General features: G+C 67.2%; 13 protein-coding genes. 9 read left to right on the plus strand and 4 right to left on the minus strand.

Translation table 11 applies throughout. The features are described 5' to 3' along the window. Window positions 1-137 precede the first annotated feature (137 nt). From QMZ05_RS10305 to QMZ05_RS10320, 4 genes are all read left to right on the plus strand, one after another. Window positions 138-2,648 carry an ATP-binding protein gene (locus QMZ05_RS10305; protein WP_353700666.1) on the plus strand — a complete coding sequence of 837 codons (2,511 nt, stop codon included), beginning with the start codon at window positions 138-140 and terminating at the stop codon, window positions 2,646-2,648. Then, window positions 2,645-4,168: a tRNA (adenosine(37)-N6)-threonylcarbamoyltransferase complex ATPase subunit type 1 TsaE gene (gene tsaE, locus QMZ05_RS10310; RefSeq protein WP_353700667.1), complete on the plus strand. Its 1,524-nt coding sequence runs from the start codon at window positions 2,645-2,647 to the stop codon at window positions 4,166-4,168. The genes QMZ05_RS10305 and tsaE overlap by 4 nt, the downstream gene beginning before the upstream one ends. Window positions 4,169-4,266: 98 nt before the next feature. Next, window positions 4,267-4,584 carry a PilZ domain-containing protein gene (locus tag QMZ05_RS10315; protein WP_353700717.1) on the plus strand — a complete coding sequence of 106 codons (318 nt, stop codon included), beginning with the start codon at window positions 4,267-4,269 and terminating at the stop codon, window positions 4,582-4,584. 179 nt (window positions 4,585-4,763) lie between these two features. Further along, complete coding sequence (locus tag QMZ05_RS10320; RefSeq protein ID WP_353700718.1) at window positions 4,764-5,486, plus strand: nucleotidyltransferase family protein; 723 nt, start codon at window positions 4,764-4,766, stop codon at window positions 5,484-5,486. Window positions 5,487-5,498: 12 nt separating this feature from the next. Here QMZ05_RS10320 and QMZ05_RS10325 read toward each other — a convergent pair whose 3' ends face one another. Both QMZ05_RS10325 and QMZ05_RS10330 read right to left on the minus strand, forming a co-directional pair. Then, window positions 5,499-6,512 carry a DUF2891 domain-containing protein gene (locus tag QMZ05_RS10325; protein WP_353700668.1) on the minus strand — a complete coding sequence of 338 codons (1,014 nt, stop codon included), beginning with the start codon at window positions 6,510-6,512 and terminating at the stop codon, window positions 5,499-5,501. Window positions 6,513-6,527: 15 nt separating this feature from the next. Beyond that, the gene (locus QMZ05_RS10330; RefSeq protein ID WP_353700669.1) at window positions 6,528-7,541 is read right to left on the minus strand and encodes a hypothetical protein; all 1,014 of its coding nucleotides are present in this window, start codon (window positions 7,539-7,541) and stop codon (window positions 6,528-6,530) included. On the opposite strand from QMZ05_RS10330, the gene QMZ05_RS10335 reads away from it, so the two are divergent. The 5 genes from QMZ05_RS10335 to QMZ05_RS10355 all read left to right on the plus strand — a co-directional run bounded on the left by QMZ05_RS10335 (window position 7,528) and on the right by QMZ05_RS10355 (window position 16,195). Beyond that, window positions 7,528-8,448 (plus strand): LysR family transcriptional regulator, encoded by a 921-nt coding sequence (locus tag QMZ05_RS10335; protein WP_353700670.1) that lies wholly within the window; start codon window positions 7,528-7,530, stop codon window positions 8,446-8,448. The two genes, QMZ05_RS10330 and QMZ05_RS10335, sit on opposite strands and share 14 nt — an antisense overlap. Before the next feature lie 80 nt (window positions 8,449-8,528). Then, window positions 8,529-11,675, plus strand: a complete 3,147-nt coding sequence (gene addB, locus QMZ05_RS10340) for a double-strand break repair protein AddB (RefSeq protein ID WP_353700671.1) — start codon at window positions 8,529-8,531, stop codon at window positions 11,673-11,675. Continuing rightward, window positions 11,669-15,145, plus strand: coding sequence for a double-strand break repair helicase AddA (gene addA, locus QMZ05_RS10345; protein ID WP_353700672.1), 3,477 nt, complete (start codon window positions 11,669-11,671; stop codon window positions 15,143-15,145). Before addB ends, addA begins: the two co-directional genes overlap by 7 nt. A gap of 116 nt (window positions 15,146-15,261) precedes the next feature. Next, window positions 15,262-15,582 (plus strand): thioredoxin, encoded by a 321-nt coding sequence (gene trxA, locus QMZ05_RS10350; protein ID WP_016847387.1) that lies wholly within the window; start codon window positions 15,262-15,264, stop codon window positions 15,580-15,582. A 154-nt stretch (window positions 15,583-15,736) separates the two neighbouring features. Further along, window positions 15,737-16,195, plus strand: coding sequence for a DUF2231 domain-containing protein (locus tag QMZ05_RS10355; RefSeq protein ID WP_353700673.1), 459 nt, complete (start codon window positions 15,737-15,739; stop codon window positions 16,193-16,195). A gap of 28 nt (window positions 16,196-16,223) precedes the next feature. Here the strand turns inward: QMZ05_RS10355 and QMZ05_RS10360 are convergent, their stop codons facing one another. Both QMZ05_RS10360 and QMZ05_RS10365 read right to left on the minus strand, forming a co-directional pair. Next, on the minus strand, window positions 16,224-16,964 hold the full coding sequence (locus tag QMZ05_RS10360) for a metallophosphoesterase family protein (RefSeq protein ID WP_353700674.1): 741 nt from the start codon (window positions 16,962-16,964) through the stop codon (window positions 16,224-16,226). 47 nt (window positions 16,965-17,011) lie between these two features. Next, window positions 17,012-18,256 (minus strand): folylpolyglutamate synthase/dihydrofolate synthase family protein, encoded by a 1,245-nt coding sequence (locus QMZ05_RS10365; protein WP_353700719.1) that lies wholly within the window; start codon window positions 18,254-18,256, stop codon window positions 17,012-17,014. Between the last annotated feature and the right edge of the window lie 21 nt (window positions 18,257-18,277).

The raw sequence follows: 18,277 nt of genomic DNA on the forward strand, positions 1-18,277 counted from the left end.
GACGGGGGGTCTTCGTCGGGCTGTCGGGTCCTGCTTGGGCATGATCCCCGGACAAACGTCGTACGTTTGCCGTGAGGGAACACCGGTCTCCTCTTTTCCGGATCATGCCTTAAGGTTTGTGCGTTCTGGGGCAACATATGTCGGGCGTAGTCGCGGCAATGCGTCGAACCCTGCTGTCATGCACCTCACTGGCGCGCGACGGCATGATTGGGCTCGCCATGTCAGCATTGCTGCCGGCCCGCACCTCGTTTGCCGCCGAAGGCCTGGTGGCCCAGGCGATGTCGGATCATTTCGGTTTCAATCATCAGGAGGTCGCGGTCCTCGCGACGTCGTTCGCGCTGGTCGGCTTCTCCGCCGTCGCCGCGATCCTGTTGATGCGCACCCGGCTGCGCGCGACGCGGAACGAGGAGCAGCTGCAGTCCGAGATCACGGACCTGCAGGCGCAATCGGACCGGCTGCGCGCATTGCTGTTCGTCGAGCCGCAGGTGCTGATCTCGTGGGCCGCCGGCGACAACCGGCCGCAGATCTCGGGCGACATCTCGCTGGTGATGTCGCAGGAAGGCCCGCCGCAACGCGTCCTCGCCTTCGGAACCTGGCTGCCGCCCGAGCCGGCGTTGCAGATGGACCACGCGGTCGACGCGTTGCGCGAGAAGGGCGAGGCGTTCCTGCTCAACCTCTCGACCTCGGCCGGCCGCGCCATCGAGGCGATGGGCCGCGCGATCGGCGGCCAGGCCATCGTGCGGATCCGCGAGCTCGGCGGCCTGCGCCGCGAGCTCGCCGAATCCAACCTGCGCTACAAGACGCTGCAGGAGGAGACCGAGCTGCTCCGCGATTTCGCCGCCGCAGCCCCCTGGCCGATCTGGGCCAAGAGCCTCGAAGGCAATCTGCGCTATGCCAACGCCGCCTATGTCCGCGCCACCGAGGGCAAGAGCGTGTCGGACGCGCTGCAGCGCAATCTCGAACTGCTCGAAAGCGACCAGCGCACCGAACTGACCCGCGCGCTGAACGACAATGCCAATTATGCCGCACGGCTGCCGATCGTGGTCAGCGGCGAGCGCCGGATCTACGACGTCCAGGCGCTGAAACTCTCCGGCGGCAGCGCCGGGATCGCGATCGACGCCAGCGAGGCCGCGGCATTGCGCGCGGCGATCGCGCGGATGGTCGAAGCGCACCGCCGCACCCTCGACCAATTGTCCTCGGGCGTCGCGGTGTTCGACGCCGACCGGCGGCTCACCTTCTACAACGAGTCCTATCGGCGGCTGTGGGGCCTCGACCAGGCCTTCCTCGACAGCAATCCCGATGATTCCAGCGTGCTCGATCGCCTGCGGGCCAACCGCAAGCTGCCCGAGCAGCCTGACTTCCGCGCCTGGAAGGCCAAGCTGCACGAGGCCTATCGCGCGGTCGAATCCGAGACCTACACTTGGTTCCTTCCGGACGGCCGCGCCATCAGCGTCGTCACCACGCCGAACCTCGAGGGCGGCGTCACCTATCTATTCGACAATGTCACCGAGAGCCTCGATCTCGCGCGCCGCTACGACCGCCTGACCAGGGTGCAGCGCGAGACCCTCGACAATCTCGGCGAAGCGGTCACGGTGTTCGGCAGCAACGGCCGTGCCGAACTGTTCAACCCGCCCTTCGCCAAGATGTGGAAACTGCCGGCCGACGCGCTGCAGGGCGAACCGCATATCGAGCAAGTGGAAGCGCTGTGCCGGCCGCTGTTCGACGACGCGCTGACCTGGCGGACGCTGCGCGAATCGATCACCGCGATCGAGAACCGCGCCCAGGTCGCGCTCAAGCTCGAGCGCAAGGACGGCAGCGTGCTGAATTGCATGACCATCCCGCTGCCGGACGGCAAGACCCTGCTCGCCTTCCAGGACATCACCGACACCGAGAATGTCGAGCGGGCGCTGCGCGAACGTAACGAGGCGCTGGAAGCCGCCGACCAGATGAAGGTGGATTTCGTCCACCACGTCTCCTACGAGCTGCGCGCACCGCTCACCACGATCATCGGCTTCGCGCATTTCCTCAGCGATCCCTCGACCGGGCCGCTGACGCCGAAGCAGGCCGAGTATCTCGACTACGTCACCAAATCGACCAACGCACTGCTGGCGCTGACCAACAACATCCTCGATCTCGCCACCATCGACGCCGGCGCGATGAAGCTCGAGCTCGGCCCGGTCAATATCGGCCAGGCGATCGAGGCCGCGGCCGAAGGCATCCAGGATCGTCTGGCGACCGACCGCATCACGCTGAAAGTCGATATCGAGCCCAACATCGGCGCCTTCGTCGGCGACGAGCGGCGCGTGGTGCAGGTGCTCTATAATCTGCTCGCCAACGCCGTCGGCTTCTCGCCGCATGATGCGACCGTCACGATCAGCGCGCACCGCACCGAGCACAGTGTGGTGTTTGCGGTGACCGATGCTGGTCCCGGCATTCCAGCCGAGATGCGGGACAAGGTGTTCAACTGGTTCGAGAGCCATTCGCACGGCTCGCGGCATCGCGGCGCGGGGCTCGGGCTGTCGCTGGTGCGCTCCTTCGTCGAGCTGCATGGCGGAGGGGTGCGCGTCGATTCGACCGTAGGCCGCGGCACCACCGTGACCTGCGACTTCCCGATCGACCAGACCGCACACCGCAACGCTGCTGAATGACGGCGACCTCGACATTCTCGGTGGCGCTCGCGAACGAAACCGCGACGTCAGAGCTGATGGCCGACCTCGCGCTCTTGATCGGCGCCGGCGACGTCGTCACGCTCTCGGGCGACCTCGGCGCCGGCAAGACCGCGGCCGCCCGCGCGCTGATCCGCTACCTCGCCGCCGACGATACGCTGGAAGTGCCGAGCCCGACCTTCACGCTGGCGCAGAGCTACGAGCTGCCGTCGTTTCCACTGGTTCATGCCGATCTCTACCGCATCAATGACGCGAGCGAGCTCGAGGAGATCGGGCTGTCGCCGCTGCCCGACGACATCGTGGCGCTGATCGAATGGCCGGAACGTGCACCCGACGCGATGCCCACTGACCGCATCGACATCGCGTTCAGCCACCGCCCGGCGCTCGGATCGGCTGCGCGCGCCGCCGAGATCACCGGCTACGGCAAGGCCGCCGCCAAGGTCGCGCGGCTCAACGAGCTGCGCCAGTTCCTCGATCGCGCAGGCTTCCTCAACGCGCGGCGCGAGCGCATGCCGGGCGATGCCTCGACCCGCTCCTATGCGCGGCTGCGCAACGACGACGGCAGCGTCATCCTGATGAACTCGCCGCGCCGTCCCGATGGCCCGGCGATCTACAACGGCAGCTCCTACAGCGCCGCGGTGCATCTCGCCGAAGACGTGCGGCCCTTCGTCGCGATCGGCAACGGCCTGCGCAAACATGGCTTCTCCGCACCGGCGATCCGCCACATCGATCTCGAATCGGGCTTCCTCATCACCGAGGATCTCGGCGCCGAAGGCATCATCGAGGGCGATCCGCCGCGGCCGATCGCCGAGCGCTACGAGGCCGCCGTCGACATGCTGGCGGCGCTGCATCGCGAAGCGCTGCCCGACATGCTGCCGCTGACGGCAGACGAGAGCTACGACATCCCGGTGTTCGATATCGACGCCTGGCTGATCGAGATCGGGCTGATGCTGGAATGGTACCTGCCCGACCGCGGCGTGCAGCCGAGCGAGGAGCTGCGCACCGAATTCCTCGGGATGTGGCGCGGCCTCCTGGAAAAGCCCGCCGCGGCGCCGCAGACCTGGGTGATCCGCGACTTCCATTCGCCGAACATCATCTGGCTTGCCGAGCGCACCGGCATCCTGCGCGTCGGCATCATCGACTTCCAGGACGCGCTGCTCGGCCCCGCGGCCTATGACGTGGTGTCGCTGTTGCAGGACGCGCGGATCGACGTGCCCGAGCAGCTCGAACTGTCGCTCTTGACCCGCTACATCAAGGCGCGGCGCGCCACCGACGAGAGCTTCGATCCGGCCGGCTTCGCCGAGCTCTATGCGATCATGTCGGCGCAGCGCAACACCCGCCTGCTCGGCACCTTTGCGCGGCTCAACCGCCGCGACGGCAAGCCGCAATACCTCAAGCACCAGCCGCGGATCTGGACCTATCTCGAACGCTCGCTCGCCCATCCGGCGCTGACGACTTTCCGCATCTGGTACACAGCCAACGTCCCTCCCCCAGTACCTTAGTTTACGGGTTATTAGCCCTTTATTAGTCTTGGGTCCCCTAAGCTCGCCAAGGCCGCACCTCATCCATGGCGCGGCCGGATCGGGAGCGGGACCACACGATGGCGACGGAACGACGCAGGGGCGATCGTGTCACGTTTGAGCGCGGCATAGCCGCGCACATGATGGGTATCGACGGCACCTGGCGGCGCGACTGCACCATGGAAGACGTATCCGAGACGGGCGCCAAGCTGACCGTCGAGGGCTCGGTCGAGGGTCTCGCCCTGAAGGAGTTTTTTCTGCTGCTGTCGTCCACAGGATTGGCCTATCGCCGCTGCGAGCTGGCATGGGTCAATGGCGACCAGATTGGCGTCAACTTCCTCAAACAAGGCGACAAGAAGAAGAAAACTGCCAGACGCGGCGCGCAAGCCGACGTCTAAGAGCATGATCCGGAAAAGTGGAGACGGTTTTCCGGCAAGATCATGCTCCAACAAAGGGTCGTCGTTATTGCCGTCTTACGGCCGTCATGTCCCATGACTATGGCGTCTGATTGATGTGCTTGCCGAATCGCCGTGATATGATCGGCGCATGAGAGATGATGACCGAGAATATCCGGAAAATGCCCGTCACTCCCCATAAAGCCATGGTGCTCGCTGCGGGTCTCGGCGTCCGCATGCGCCCGCTGACCGACACGATGCCGAAGCCGCTGGTCAGCGTCGCCGGCCAGCCGCTGCTCGACCATGTGCTCGACAAGCTCGCCGGCGCCGGTGTCAGCGAAGCGGTGGTCAACGTGCATTATTTGCCCGACCAGATCATCGAGCACGTCAAGCCCCGCAGCCGCCCGCATGTGATCATCTCCGACGAGCGCGACCAGGTGCTCGGCACCGGCGGCGCGGTCGTCAAGGCGCTGCCGCTGCTCGGCGATGCGCCGTTCTTCCATCTCAATGCCGACACGATGTGGATCGACGGCGTGCGCTCCAATCTGGCGCGGCTGGCCGAGACCTTCGATCCGGCGCGGATGGATATCCTGCTGCTGATGGCGCCGACCGCCTCGAGCATCGGCTATAGCGGCCGCGGCGACTATTCGATGCTGCCCGACGGCGCGCTGCGCAAGCGGCGGGAAAACCAGGTGGTGCCGTTCGTCTATGCCGGCGCCGCGATCATGTCGCCTGCGCTGTTCGCGGACGCGCCGGCCGGGGAATTCTCGCTGACCAAGATGTTCGATCGCGCCAACGAGCAGGAGCGGCTGTTCGGCCTGCGCCTCGACGGCGTCTGGATGCATGTCGGAACGCCCGACGCGATCCAGGCTGCGGAAGAAGCCTACCTGGAAAGCGTCGCGTAAGCGGCATCATCCTCAGCCATCTGCATCGATCGCAAGCACCGCAAAACTCGCCAGCCAATGCTCGCCCATATAGTCGCCGGCGATATGCGGCAGGCCGGCGTCGAGATGGCGTCGCGCAGCATCCAGCAGGATCGGGCGCCGCGCATCGCCCTCCGGCAACGCGCCGGCCAACGCACGCCAGCACCACGCCCGGCTGAGATTGAGCCCATCGAGGTGCGCAAGCTTGCCGTCGCTGCGATCGGTCACGGTCGCGGGCCGGAATAAGGTTGCGGGCTCGCGTTGCGCGAGGTGCGGCAGGAAGCGGTCGAACCAGGGCAGGAAGTCGCGAGGCGACAGCAGCCGCCGCATGCATTCTGCTTCGATCAGCGCGGACGACTGGAAGTCGTCGCCGCTCGGCTCGCCCCAGGCGGGACAATCCTGATCGGCTCCGTACCAGCGCAGTGCCGTCTCGCGCAGCAGCGCACCGAGCGCATCGTCCTGCGTCGCCGCGGCGTAGTCGGCGGCCATGCGCAGCCCGAACGCGGTGTTGAAATGCGTGCCGACCCGCACCGGATAGGTGGCGAGCGGCAGGAAATCGCGAAAGCGCTGCGCGAAGATTGCGGCCAGCGGCGCGATTTGCTCGCGCCAGCTGACGTCGTCGAGTAGCGCGAGCTCTGCCGCGAGCTTCAACAGCCAGCCCCAGCCGTAAGGCCGCTTGAAGCCGCGCGCGGTCGGGGCCGCGAGATAGGCGCACTCGGCCGCGATCTTCTCCGTAACGAACTGCGCGTCGAACAAGGCGCGGATCGCATCCGCAGCTTCGGAGGCCGGATAACGGCGCAGCAGCCGGGCAAGCATCCAATAGCTGTGGACGCAGGAGTGCCAGTCGTAGCTGCCGAAGAACACCGGATGCAGCTCGCGCGGCGTGCGTGCGTCCTGCGGCCCTGCCAGCACATGGTCCGGCTTGTTCGGATATTCGCGCGTGACGTGGCCGAGCGCGATGCGCGCGAAACGGACGGCGAGCTGTTCGGTCAGGATCGTCTCGCTCATGGTGCGGTATTCTCCTTATCGCTCGCGACGGACAAGCATCTCGATCAGGCGCGGCGTCGTGTAGATCGGAAACTGTGTCGCCGCGAAGAACAGCGCCGTCATCGGCGACACCGCCGCGCCCATCGCCGACCAGACCAATCCGACATTGCGGTTGCCGAGAATGAGGCCCGTGGTCAACCGTTCGGCCAGCGGACCCGGCGTCAGCAGCGCGCCAAGTCCTTGCAAGGCGAGATTACAGGCGAAGGCTAGGCCGACACAGGTCGCCGCTGCGATCGGCTGCGCCTCGATCTGCGCACGCACCCCGGCCATGGTGGCAATTGCGAACAGCAGCAGCGAGGCAAGCACGAGCGCGTCGATGAGGCGCGCATGCTGCACCAATTGTGCAACGGCCTGACGGCGCAGCAGCAATGCCAGCGCGCCGGCGCCGCCGACCAGCAGCGCCAGCCGCGTCGCGAGCGCCAGCGGATCGAGTGCAAGGCCGGCAATTGCCGCGGCGATCAGCGGCACGGTGACCGGGGCCAGCACCATCGACAGCAGCGTCACGGCCAGCGGAACGGTGGCATCGAAGCCGAGCATGCGCGCGACCGCCGCGGTACCGCTCGACGGCGGCGCGCAGACCGACAGCACCAGCGCGACAATCAGCTCCGGCGCAAATCCGGCGCCGCGCGCCGCGAAACCGACCGCAAGCGGACAGACCAGCATCGCGAGCGCCGGCAACAGCAGCCAGACCAGCGGCCGCCGCAACGCGCGCCGGAACGCCGCGCCGTCGATCTGGAGGAAGGTGCCGAGCACCAGCACGAAGATCGCGGCCGCCATCAGCGGGCGCACGCCGTCCGCCAGGGACGGGAAGGCCAGCCCGGCCAGCACGCCGATGATCAGCAAGGTCGGCCCGCGCGGCATCAGTCTCGCAAATGATCGTCCCAAATCTTCCAGCCTCGTCGTCATGCCTGCGACGACCCTAGGACTATCAAGATCATTGTTGAAATCGATTATTATTATGACAACTATTGCTGTGATGAATTTAGCCACCGTCGATCTCAACCTGCTGGTCGCCTTCGAGGCGCTGATGGAGGAGCGCCACGTCACCCGCGCGGCCGAACGCATTGGCCTCGCCCAGCCGTCGATGAGCAGCGCGTTGCGAAGGCTGCGCGCGTTGTTTGCGGACGAATTGTTCCTGCGCGCCGGCGCGGGCATGCAGCCGACCGAGAAAGCACTGGCGCTGGCGGGCCCGATCGGCGAGGCGCTGCGGCAGATCCGGGGCGCGCTGGCGCCCGACCGGAGCTTCGATCCGGCCACCGCGCGCCGGCGCATCACCATCGCAGCGACCGACTATGGCGATCTCGTCCTGGTGCCGGAACTGACCCGGCTGTTGCGCATGGAGGCGCCCGGCATCGACCTTGCCGTGCGCCCGCTGACCGATGCGACGGCGGCGCTGGCAAAACTCGAGCGCGGCGAGCTCGATGCATTGATCGGCGGCCATCTGCCGGAGACGCCGCGCTGCGTCCGGCATCGGCTGTTCGAAGAGCGCTTCGTCTGCATCCGCGACGCCGCGCGTGCGAGCCGGTCGGAGGCTCTCAGCCTGGAGGACTACGCGACCCTGCCGCACGCGCTGTTCTCGGCAGCCGGCGGCGATGGCCTGCCGAGCGTGATCGACGCGCTGCTGGCGCGTCATGGGTTGAAGCGGCGCCTCGCCGTGACGCTTGCGCATGTGGTGGCCGTTCCATTCGCCGTGGCCGGCACCGATCTCATCGCCACAATGGCCGAGCGCGTCGCCCGGCGCTTCACGCATCTGGCTGAAATCGCCATCGTCGCGCCGCCGATCGAGATCCCCGCCTTCGCAATCGACCTGATCCATACCGGCCGTGCCGCGCAGGATCCGGCTTTGCGCTGGTTCCTGGATGCCGTCGATCGCTGCGCGGGCCACCTGCGACATTGAGCTGTCATGGCTGACCGACAGGGGTGGCTAACGACGGCCGCCGCTCCCTATATTGGCGCCTGATTCGAACAAGGCAGCCCATGCGCGTTTTCAGCGTTCCCGTTTCCGCGCCGTTCCTGCGCACCGTCATTGCGGCGCTGGTCGACGGCCGCCTGGTGGCGGGATTCGAGGCGCGCAACGATCCGGCCAAGCTCGCCAACGCCACGCTCTATCTGCCGACCCGCCGCGCCGGCCGGCTGGCGCGCGAAATCTTCCTCGACGTGCTCGATTCCGACGCCGCGGTGCTGCCGCGCATTGTCGCGCTCGGCGAGATCGATGAGGACGAGCTCGCCTTCGCCGACCAGAGCGACGATGTCGGCGGCGCCGCGCCGCTAGAGATCCCGCCTCGGCTCGGCGAGCTCGAGCGCCGGCTGACCCTGGCGCATCTGGTCGCGGCCTGGGCCAAGACGCCGGTATCGGCGCCGCTGGTGGTTGGCGGACCCGCCTCGACCTTGCAGCTCGCCGGCGATCTGGCGCGGCTGATGGACGACATGGTGACGCGCGGCGTCGACTGGCGCGCGCTCGACCGCCTGGTGCCGGACCAGCTCGACAAATACTGGCAGCACTCGCTCGACTTCCTGCGCATCGCGCGCGACGCCTGGCCGAACTATCTCAAGGAGATCGGCCGGATCGAACCCGCCGCGCGCCGCGATCTCCTGATCGAGGCGGAGGCGGCGCGGTTGACCGCGCACCCTACGGGCCCGGTGATCGCCGCCGGTTCGACCGGCTCGATGCCGGCGACGGCGAAATTCCTGCACGCAGTGGCGAAGCTTCCGAACGGCGCGGTGGTGCTGCCCGGGCTCGACACCGATCTCGACGAGGACAGCTGGGACACGATCGGCGGCGAGCGCAGCGACGACGGCCGGTTCACCACGCCGCCCTCGTCGAACCATCCGCAATTTGCGATGCACGCACTGCTCGACCGCTTCGGCATCAAGCGCCGCGATGTCGAGAGCCTCGCGGAGCCCGCGCCGCTCGGCCGCGAGGTGCTGGTGTCGGAGACGATGCGTCCCTCGACGGCGACCGCGCAATGGCACGACCGGCTGGAGCGGCCGGAGATCGTGGCGCGGATTTCCGCGGGGATGACCAATCTCACCGTGGTCGAGGCGCCCAATCCGGAAATGGAGGCGCTGGCGATTGCGGTCGCGATGCGCGAGGCGCGGCATCTCGGCAAATCGGCCGCGCTGGTGACGCCGGATCGCGCGCTGGCGCGCCGGGTGATCGCTTCGCTGACGCGCTGGAAGCTGGAGTTCGACGATTCCGGCGGCGATGCGCTGATCGAAACACCGGCCGGCGTGTTCGCCCGCCTCACCGCGGAAGCTGCGGCCAACGGGCTGGAGCCGCCGACATTGCTCGCGCTGCTCAAGCATCCGCTGTTACGGCTCGGCGGCGCCCATGGCGCGCTGAAGCGCGCGATCGAGGTGCTGGAGATCGCGCTGTTGCGCGGAACGCGGCCGCAACCGGGGACCGGCGGCCTCGCGCGCGACTTCGCGCGCTTCCGCGCCGAGCTCGTGAAGCTGCATGGCGGCGAGACCTCGTCGCTGCACGCCATGGAGCCGCGCGCCCGGCTGCGCGACAACGAGCTCAACCAGGCCGAGGGCCTGATCGCCAGATTGCAGGCGGCGCTGGCACCGCTGGAAGGCATGGCGTCGTCAAGGCCTTACGATTTCGCCGAGCTCGCGGCGCGCCATCGCGAGGCATTGATCGCACTGTCGGCCGATCAGAATGGCGTCGCCATCATATTCGAGGAGCGTGCCGGTGCGTCGCTCGCCTCCGCCTTCGACGAGCTGCTCGCCAGGCAGCAGCCGAGCGGGCTGATGACGCCGCTGTCAGATTATCCCGAGGTGTTCCAGACTGCGTTCGCCGACCGAATGGTGCGGCGGCCGGAATCGGCGCGCGCACAGCTCAACATTTTCGGTCAGCTCGAAGCGCGTCTCACGGAATCCGATCGCGTCATCCTCGGCGGATTGGTCGAGGGCGTCTGGCCGCCGGCGCCGCGGATCGATCCGTGGCTGAGCCGACCGATGCGGCACGAGCTCGGGCTCGATCTGCCCGAGCGGCGCATCGGCCTGTCCGCGCACGACTTCGCCCAGCTGCTCGGCCATGACGAGGTGATCCTCACCCATGCCGCCAAGGTCGGCGGCGCGCCGGCGGTCGCCTCGCGCTTCCTGCACCGGCTCGAGGCGGTTGCCGGCGAAGCGCGCTGGAAAGCGGCGACCTCGGCCGGCGAGAGCTACGTGCAATATGCCGCCGAGCTCGACCGCCCCGACACGGTCGAGCCGATCCCGCAGCCGGAGCCGCGGCCCCCGCGCGAGGCGCGGCCGCTGAAGATGTCGGTCACCGCGATCGAGGACTGGCTGCGCGATCCCTACACGATCTATGCGCGCTACATTTTGAGGCTCGATCCGCTCGATCCCGTCGACATGCCCTTGTCGGCGGCCGATCGCGGCTCGGCCATCCACGAGTCGCTCGGCGAGTTCACGCAGGTCTATGCCGACGCACTGCCTGACGACATCAAGAGCGCGCTGCGCGATATCGGGGCCAAGCATTTTGCGCCGCTGATGGAACGACCGGAGGCGCGCGCGCTGTGGTGGCCGCGCTTCCAGCGCATCGCGGCGTGGTTTTCCGAATGGGAGCAGGCACGGCGCGGCAATATCGATGCGATCAAGGCCGAAATCCGCGGCGAGATCGGCATTCCGCTCGACGATGCCAGGACATTCACGCTCTCCGCGCGCGCCGACCGCATCGAGCGGCGCGACGACGGCAGCTTTGCGATCCTCGACTACAAGACCGGCCAACCGCCGACCGGCAAGCAGGTGCGCATGGGCCTGTCGCCGCAGCTGACGCTGGAGGCCGCGATCCTGCGCGAAGGCGGCTTCGCCGACATCCCGGCCGACTCCTCGGTCGGCGACCTCGTCTATATCAGGCTGAGCGGCAACAACCCGCCGGGCGAGCAGCGTTCGCTGGAGCTGAAGATCAAGACCAGCGACACACCGCAGCCACCCGATGAAGCCGCCGACAGCGCGCGGCGCAAGCTGGAAGCCCTGATCCGCGCCTTCGACGACGAGCAGCAACCCTACACCTCGCTGAACCTCTCGATGTGGGCCAACCGCTACGGCGCCTATGACGACCTCGCGCGGATCAAGGAATGGTCCGCCGCCGGCGGCCTGGGGATCGAGGAATGGTGAAGGCCCCACGTCCAATCCCATCAGCAGTGCGCGACGCGCAGGCGCGTGCATCCGATCCGAAGGCATCGACCTTCGTGTCGGCCAATGCCGGCTCAGGCAAGACCCATGTGCTGGTGCAGCGCGTGATCCGCCTTTTGCTGTCAGGCGTGCCGCCGGAGAAGATCCTCTGCATCACCTTCACCAAGGCCGCGGCGGCCAACATGGCCGAACGCGTGTTCACGACGCTGGGTCATTGGGTGACGCTCGACGACGCCGGGCTCGATGCCGCGATCCGCGAAGCCGGCATCGCGCATCCCAGCGTCTCGCTACGGCGCGAGGCGCGGAAGCTGTTCGCATGCGCGCTGGAGACGCCCGGCGGACTGAAGGTGCAGACCATCCACGCGCTGTGCACCCGCCTGCTGCAGCAGTTCCCGTTCGAGGCCAACGTGCCGGCGCGCTTCGCCGTGCTCGACGACCGCGACCAGAACGAGATGATGGAGCGCGCCAATCTCGCCGTGTTCCTCGAAGCGTCGCGGATTCCCGACAGTCCGATCGGCCGCGCGCTGCGGACGGCGATGGCAAATGCCGCCGACGTCACCTTCAAGGAGGTGGTCCGTGAGGCCTGCCTCAGCCGCGACCATTTCATGGCCTGGACCGATGCCGCCGGCAACGCCGCGGCCGCCGCCGCGCAGATGTCGGCCGCGCTCGGCGTCGCCGCTGATGATCGCATCGAGGATGTCGAGCGCGAGATCGTCGACGGGCCGAACCTGCCGCGGTCGAGCTGGAAGGAGATGGCGACGCTGCTCGACACCAGCAGCAAGGCGGATCAGAAGCAAGCCGAACGGCTGCGAAGCGCGCTGACCTTCACCGGTGCGGCCCAGGTCGACGAATATCTCGGCGTCTTCCTGACCGATGACCGCGCGCCGCGCGCGTCCGTCATCACCAACAATTTCATCAAGAAGAATTCGGTCGCGGGCAACAGGTTCGAGGCCGAGATCGACCGGCTCGGTCCCCTGATCGAGCGGCGGCGCGCCGTGGTGACGCGGGACCGCAGCGAGGCGCTGATCCACATCGCGACCGCGGCGGCTGCGCACTACCGGCGCGAGAAGCTGGAACGCGGCCTGCTCGATTACGACGACCTGATCGACAAGACGCTTGATATGCTCGACCGCGTTTCCTCCGGCTGGGTGCATTACAAGCTCGACCGCGGCGTCGATCACGTGCTGATCGACGAGGCGCAGGACACCAGCCCGCGGCAATGGGACATCGTCGCGCACATCATCTCCGAGTTCACCTCGGGCGCCGGCGCGCGCGACGGCCTGGTGCGCACGGTGTTTGCGGTCGGCGACGAGAAACAGTCGATCTTCTCGTTCCAGGGCGCGGCACCGCGCGAATTCGATCTGCGCCGGCGCGAGCTGAAGCGGCGGTTCGAGGAAGCCGGGCTGAAGTTCGATCCGGTGTCGTTCACCTATTCGTTCCGCTCGGGACCGGTGATCCTGCATTCGGTCGACCATGTGTTCCGCGAGCAGGAGATCTTCCGCAGCATCCATGCGGTCGAGAACGGCTATCCGATCCACAATGCGATGGCCGATGCCGGCCCCAGTTTGATCGAGCTATGGGATCTCGCGGTCGCCGACGATCGCCAGGACATCGAGGGCTGGCGCGCACCATTCGACGGCGTCTCGGTGACCAGCCCCGAGGTGAAGCTGGCGCGGCGCATCCAGGCCGAGATCAAGCGCCTGGTCACCAGCGGCACCATGACCGGCAGCGCCGGCGGACGGCGGCCGTTGCGTTACGGAGATATGTTGATCCTGGTGCGGCGGCGCGGCAACGCCTTCGACGCCGTGATCCAGGCGCTGAAGCACGCGGGCATTCCGGTCGCCGGTGCCGACCGGCTGAAGCTGACCGAGCACATCGCGATCATCGACCTGATGAACCTCGCCGACGCGCTGCTGCTGCCGCAGGACGATCTCGCGCTCGCGGTGGCGCTGAAGAGCCCGCTGTTCGGCCTCGACGACGACGATCTGTTCAAGCTGGCGTATCAGCGCCGCGGCTCGCTGCGCGAGGCATTGACCGCGCAGGCGCCGGCCGACGAGCGTTTTTCGGCCGCGCTGCGGCGCTTGGAAGAGTGCGAGCGCCGCTTCACCCAGGAGACGCCGTTCGCGTTCTACGCCTGGCTGCTCGGCGGTGACGGCGGGCGGGCGCGCATGCTGCGCCGGCTCGGCCATGAGGCCAACGACGCGCTCGATGAATTCCTCGAGCTTGCGCTGAGCTATGAGCGCAAGGCGCCGGCCTCGCTGCAGGGCTTTGTCGCCTGGCTGCGCGCCGCCGACACCGAGGTGAAGCGCGACATGGAGATTTCGCGCGACGAGGTGCGCGTGATGACCGTGCACGGCGCCAAGGGCCTCGAAGCGTCGGTGGTGTTCCTGGTCGACACCACGACCTCACCGTCGGACACCCAGCGGCTGCGGCTGATCCATCTGCCGCAGGGCAATGCGGCGCCGAACGCGCCCGGCGTCGTGGTGTGGGCCGGCAAGAAGGCCGAGGATCCGCCCAATGTCGCCGACGCGCGCAAGGCGATGCTCCTCGACACCGAGGACGAATATCGCCGCCTGCTCTATGTCGCGATGACCCGCGCCGCCGACCGGCTGATCGTCGGCGGCTGTATGCCGGGCAACATGAACACGGTGCGGAAATCCTCCTGGTACGATCTGATCACCAAGGGGCTCGCCAATGCCGGGCTCAAGCTCGAAGAGTTCGAGACGCAGGCCGGCAAGGTGATGCGCTATTCGCGGCCCGACGACACAGCCGATCTCACCGGTGCCGCGGCATCAGCGCCCGCGGCGCCGATCGCGCGGCCGTCCTGGCTGCGCACCGCGGCCGCACCTGAAGCCTCCGCCGCGGGCGTGTTGCGTCCGTCCGATCCGGCCGATGACGACAGTCATCCGATACGATCAGGCGAATCGGTGCAGCTGCGGGCCCGCGCCCTGCAACGCGGCACGCTGGTCCATCGCCTGCTCCAATCGCTGCCCGACGTCGCGGTGGAACGGCGGCTCGGCGCGGCGCTTGGTTATCTTGCGCGTAACGCCGACGGCTGGAGCGAGGAAGAGCGCGCGGCGCTGGCTCGGCAAGTGGTCGCCTTGACCGTCGATCTGCGCTTCGCGCCGGTATTTGCCCCCGGCAGCCGTGCCGAGGTGTCGATCGTGGGCCGGCTGGAGCGGCCGGGCCAGCCTAAGGCGCTGGTCTCGGGCCAGATCGACCGGCTGGTGGTGACGCCGAACGAGGTCCTGATCGTCGATTTCAAGACCAACCACGCCCCGCCGAAGACCGCCGCCGAGGCCCCCAAGGGTTATATCCGGCAGCTCGCGCTGTACCGTGCCGTACTGGCAAAACTTTATCCCCAAAGGATCATCCACGCCGCCCTGCTCTGGACCGAAACCGCTGAAATGATGGAGATTTCTGCCTCCGCGCTGGACGCCGGGCTGGCATAAGTTCATGTCGGCGTGAGCAAGCTTGACCCGGCAAGGGGGCGTTCATACGTTTGCCCCATGCTCCCGGGCGCGATTCTCCACCGCGCCCTTTTGTCTCAACCGAACGAGGTATTCACATGGCCGTTGGCAAGGTTTCTGACGCCGATTTCGAAGCCGAAGTGCTCAAGGCGACCGGGCCGGTGGTCGTCGACTTCTGGGCCGAGTGGTGCGGTCCCTGTCGCATGATTGCGCCCGCTCTCGATGAGATTTCCGGCGCGATGGGCGACAAGGTCAAGATCGTCAAGCTCAATGTCGACGAGAGCCCGAAGACCGCGTCGAAGTATGGCGTGATGTCGATCCCGACCCTGATGATCTTCAAGGGCGGCGAGATGGCGTCCCGTCAGGTCGGCGCCGCGCCGAAGGCCAAGCTGCAGCAGTGGATCACCGCTGCGGTCTGATCCGATTCGAATTAGCCGATTTGCGAAGCGGCCGGCGAAAGCCGGCCGTTTTGTTTTGTGCGCGTTGCGCTGCAACGATGCGCTGCCTTGGCCAAATAGGAACTTTGCGCAGTCAGCCCCGGTTGGGGTGACTAACGGCCCTCAGGAGGGACCTATGTCAAACCCCAGATCAACGGCGCAGGTCGCGGGACATCCCATTCATCCGATGCTGATTCCGTTTCCGGTCGTGTGCTTTGTTTTGACCTTCGTTGCCGACCTCGCATTCTGGAAGACGGGCACTGACTTCTGGGCCAGCGCCTCGCTCTGGCTACTGGGTATCGGCTTGATCATGGCCGCACTCGCCGCCGTCGCCGGCGTGATCGATCTCCTCGGAGACGATCAGGTCCGCAACCTGTCCGACGCGTGGCAGCATGCCGGCGGCAATGTCATCGCGGTGGTGATCGCGCTGTACAACTGGTACTCGCGCTTCGATCACGGCACATCCGCCATCCTGCCGACGGGTCTCGTGCTGTCGCTCATCGTGGTCCTGATCCTGCTGTTCACAGGCTGGAAGGGCTGGGAGGTGGTCTATCGCGAGCACGTCGGCGTGTCCGACGAGGCGCATATTCACTAGCGCGCGAGGTTTCATCCCGAGCGCGTCTTCAGCGCATCCATCCCGTCGCCAGCGCCGCGGCGAGTTCAGCCTCGCCATTGCGCCGCGCCAGCGCGGCCATGGCCGCGTGATCGTAGGGGATATGCCGGAACGTCACGTCCCAATCACCACCAACCTGTTCGAGGATGGCGTAGCGCGCATCGGGTGAGCCGGCCTCGACGACGTGCGGATGCGGCTTGCCGGCGCGATAGCCGGGTGAGCCGACGCTGCCGGGATTGACGATCAGCCGCCCGTCACGCAGCCGCACCGCGCGGGCGATGTGGGTGTGCGCGCACAGGATGAGCGATTGCGTTACGCCCGCCGCCCTCGCCTCGATCGATTCCAGCGCGGACATCAGGACCTCGCCGCCCGGCAGCACTGTGTCGAGCCAGTAGGTCTCGTCATCTTGCGGCGTCGCGTGGCAGAGGAAGACTCCGTCGCGATAGACCGCATTCGCCGGCAGCGTACGCAGCCAGTCGAGATGCCGCGGCTCGAGCTGCGTGTAAGTCCGCCGCTCCCAAGGGCCCATTTTCTCGTGCGGGCGGTCGATCAAATAGCGGTCGTGATTGCCGAGCAGATGGACCGCATCGAGCTTCATCAGAATATCGATCGTCGGCTGCGCGTCGAGCGGCCCGCTCACCATGTCGCCGAGATCGACGATGTCGGAAATCCCTTGGGCGCGGATGTCCGACAGCACGGCTTCAAGCGCGAGATGATTGCCGTGGATGTCGGCGATCGCAGCAAAACGCATGTGTCTCGTTCTCCCTCATGCGTACCGCAGCAGGGACGCGAGGCCTGTTATGCAGGAGGCGTGCCGTTGGCCGCAAGCACCGGGCCGGCGAGGTACAGCGAGCCGGTGATCAGGATGCGCGGCGGCACCTCGTAGGCGAGCGTGGCGAGCCGCTGTAGCGCGGCATCGACGCCGGTGGCGATCTCGACGCGCATGCCGAGCGCACGTGCGGCATCGGCGAGTTTGTCCGGTGCCATGCCGTTGTCGCGGCCGGGCACCGGGACCGCGATGATGTGGCGCGTCAGCCCGGCGAAATTGGCGAGGAAGGCATTGGCATCCTTGTTGGCCATCATGCCTGCGATCACGACCAGCGGCCGCGACACCCGTTCCTCGAGATCGCCGAGCGCGGCGGCCGCAACGCGGCCACCTTCGGCATTATGGCCGCCATCGAGCCAGACCTCGGAGCCCTGCGGCCCCTGGCAGACGAGCGTGCCGGAGACCAGCCGCTGCATCCGCGCCGGCCATTCCGCGTTGACGATGCCGGCCTCGTAGGCCGCAATGTTGAGCTTGAACGTATCGATCGCGCGCAGGGTCGCGATCGCGAGGCCCGCATTGTCGAACTGGTGCCGGCCGAACAGTTTTGGTGCGGCGAGATCGAGGAGCCCGCGCTCGTCCTGATAGACCAGCCGGCCGCGCTCGACGCCGACATGCCATTGCTGGCCGGCGGCATGCAGCGGGGCGCGCATCCGGTTCGCCTCGGCCTCGATCACCGCCATCGCGTCCGGCGCCTGCTCTGCTGAGACCACCGGCACCTTGCGCTTGATGATCGCGGCCTTCTCGCCGGCGATCGCCGTCAGATTGTCGCCGAGGAATTCCATGTGATCCATGCTGACCGGCGTGATCACCGAAGCGAGCGGCGTCTCGACCACATTGGTCGAATCGAGCCTGCCCCCGAGGCCGACCTCGAGCAGCGCGACGTCGGCCGGATGTTTGGCGAACAGGCAGAACGCGACCGCGGTTTCCATCTCGAAGATGGTGATGGGGTTGCCGGCGTTGATGCGCTCGCACTCTTCGAACGTCGCGCGCAACTCGTCGTCGCCGACGAGCTTGCCGCCGCCGACCGCACCGAGCCGGTAGCATTCGTTGAGCCGGACCAGATAGGGCGAGGTGAAGACGTGCACGCGCAGGCCAGCGGCTTCGAGGATCGCGCGCAGATAGGCGACGGTCGAGCCCTTGCCGTTGGTGCCGGCGACATGGATCACCGGCGGCAGCTTGCGCTCGGGATGATCGAGCCGCTCCATCAGACCGCGCATGCGATCGAGGCTGAGATCGAT

It is taken from the genome of Bradyrhizobium sp. INPA03-11B (assembly GCF_040446015.1).
GTDB classification, from domain to species: Bacteria; Pseudomonadota; Alphaproteobacteria; order Rhizobiales; family Xanthobacteraceae; genus Bradyrhizobium; species Bradyrhizobium macuxiense_A.

Bases quoted from the DNA above. Each gene is read 5' to 3' on its own strand.
- QMZ05_RS10305 (WP_353700666.1), top strand. From the start codon at position 138: ATGTCGGGCGTAGTCGCGGCAATGCGTCGAACCCTGCTGTCATGCACC.
- tsaE (WP_353700667.1), top strand. From the start codon at position 2,645: ATGACGGCGACCTCGACATTCTCGGTGGCGCTCGCGAACGAAACCGCG.
- QMZ05_RS10315 (WP_353700717.1), top strand. From the start codon at position 4,267: ATGGCGACGGAACGACGCAGGGGCGATCGTGTCACGTTTGAGCGCGGC.
- QMZ05_RS10320 (WP_353700718.1), top strand. From the start codon at position 4,764: ATGCCCGTCACTCCCCATAAAGCCATGGTGCTCGCTGCGGGTCTCGGC.
- QMZ05_RS10325 (WP_353700668.1), bottom strand. From the start codon at position 6,512: ATGAGCGAGACGATCCTGACCGAACAGCTCGCCGTCCGTTTCGCGCGC.
- QMZ05_RS10335 (WP_353700670.1), top strand. From the start codon at position 7,528: ATGAATTTAGCCACCGTCGATCTCAACCTGCTGGTCGCCTTCGAGGCG.
- addB (WP_353700671.1), top strand. From the start codon at position 8,529: ATGCGCGTTTTCAGCGTTCCCGTTTCCGCGCCGTTCCTGCGCACCGTC.
- addA (WP_353700672.1), top strand. From the start codon at position 11,669: ATGGTGAAGGCCCCACGTCCAATCCCATCAGCAGTGCGCGACGCGCAG.
- trxA (WP_016847387.1), top strand. From the start codon at position 15,262: ATGGCCGTTGGCAAGGTTTCTGACGCCGATTTCGAAGCCGAAGTGCTC.
- QMZ05_RS10355 (WP_353700673.1), top strand. From the start codon at position 15,737: ATGTCAAACCCCAGATCAACGGCGCAGGTCGCGGGACATCCCATTCAT.
- QMZ05_RS10360 (WP_353700674.1), bottom strand. From the start codon at position 16,964: ATGCGTTTTGCTGCGATCGCCGACATCCACGGCAATCATCTCGCGCTT.
- QMZ05_RS10365 (WP_353700719.1), bottom strand. From the start codon at position 18,256: ATGCGCGGTCTGATGGAGCGGCTCGATCATCCCGAGCGCAAGCTGCCG.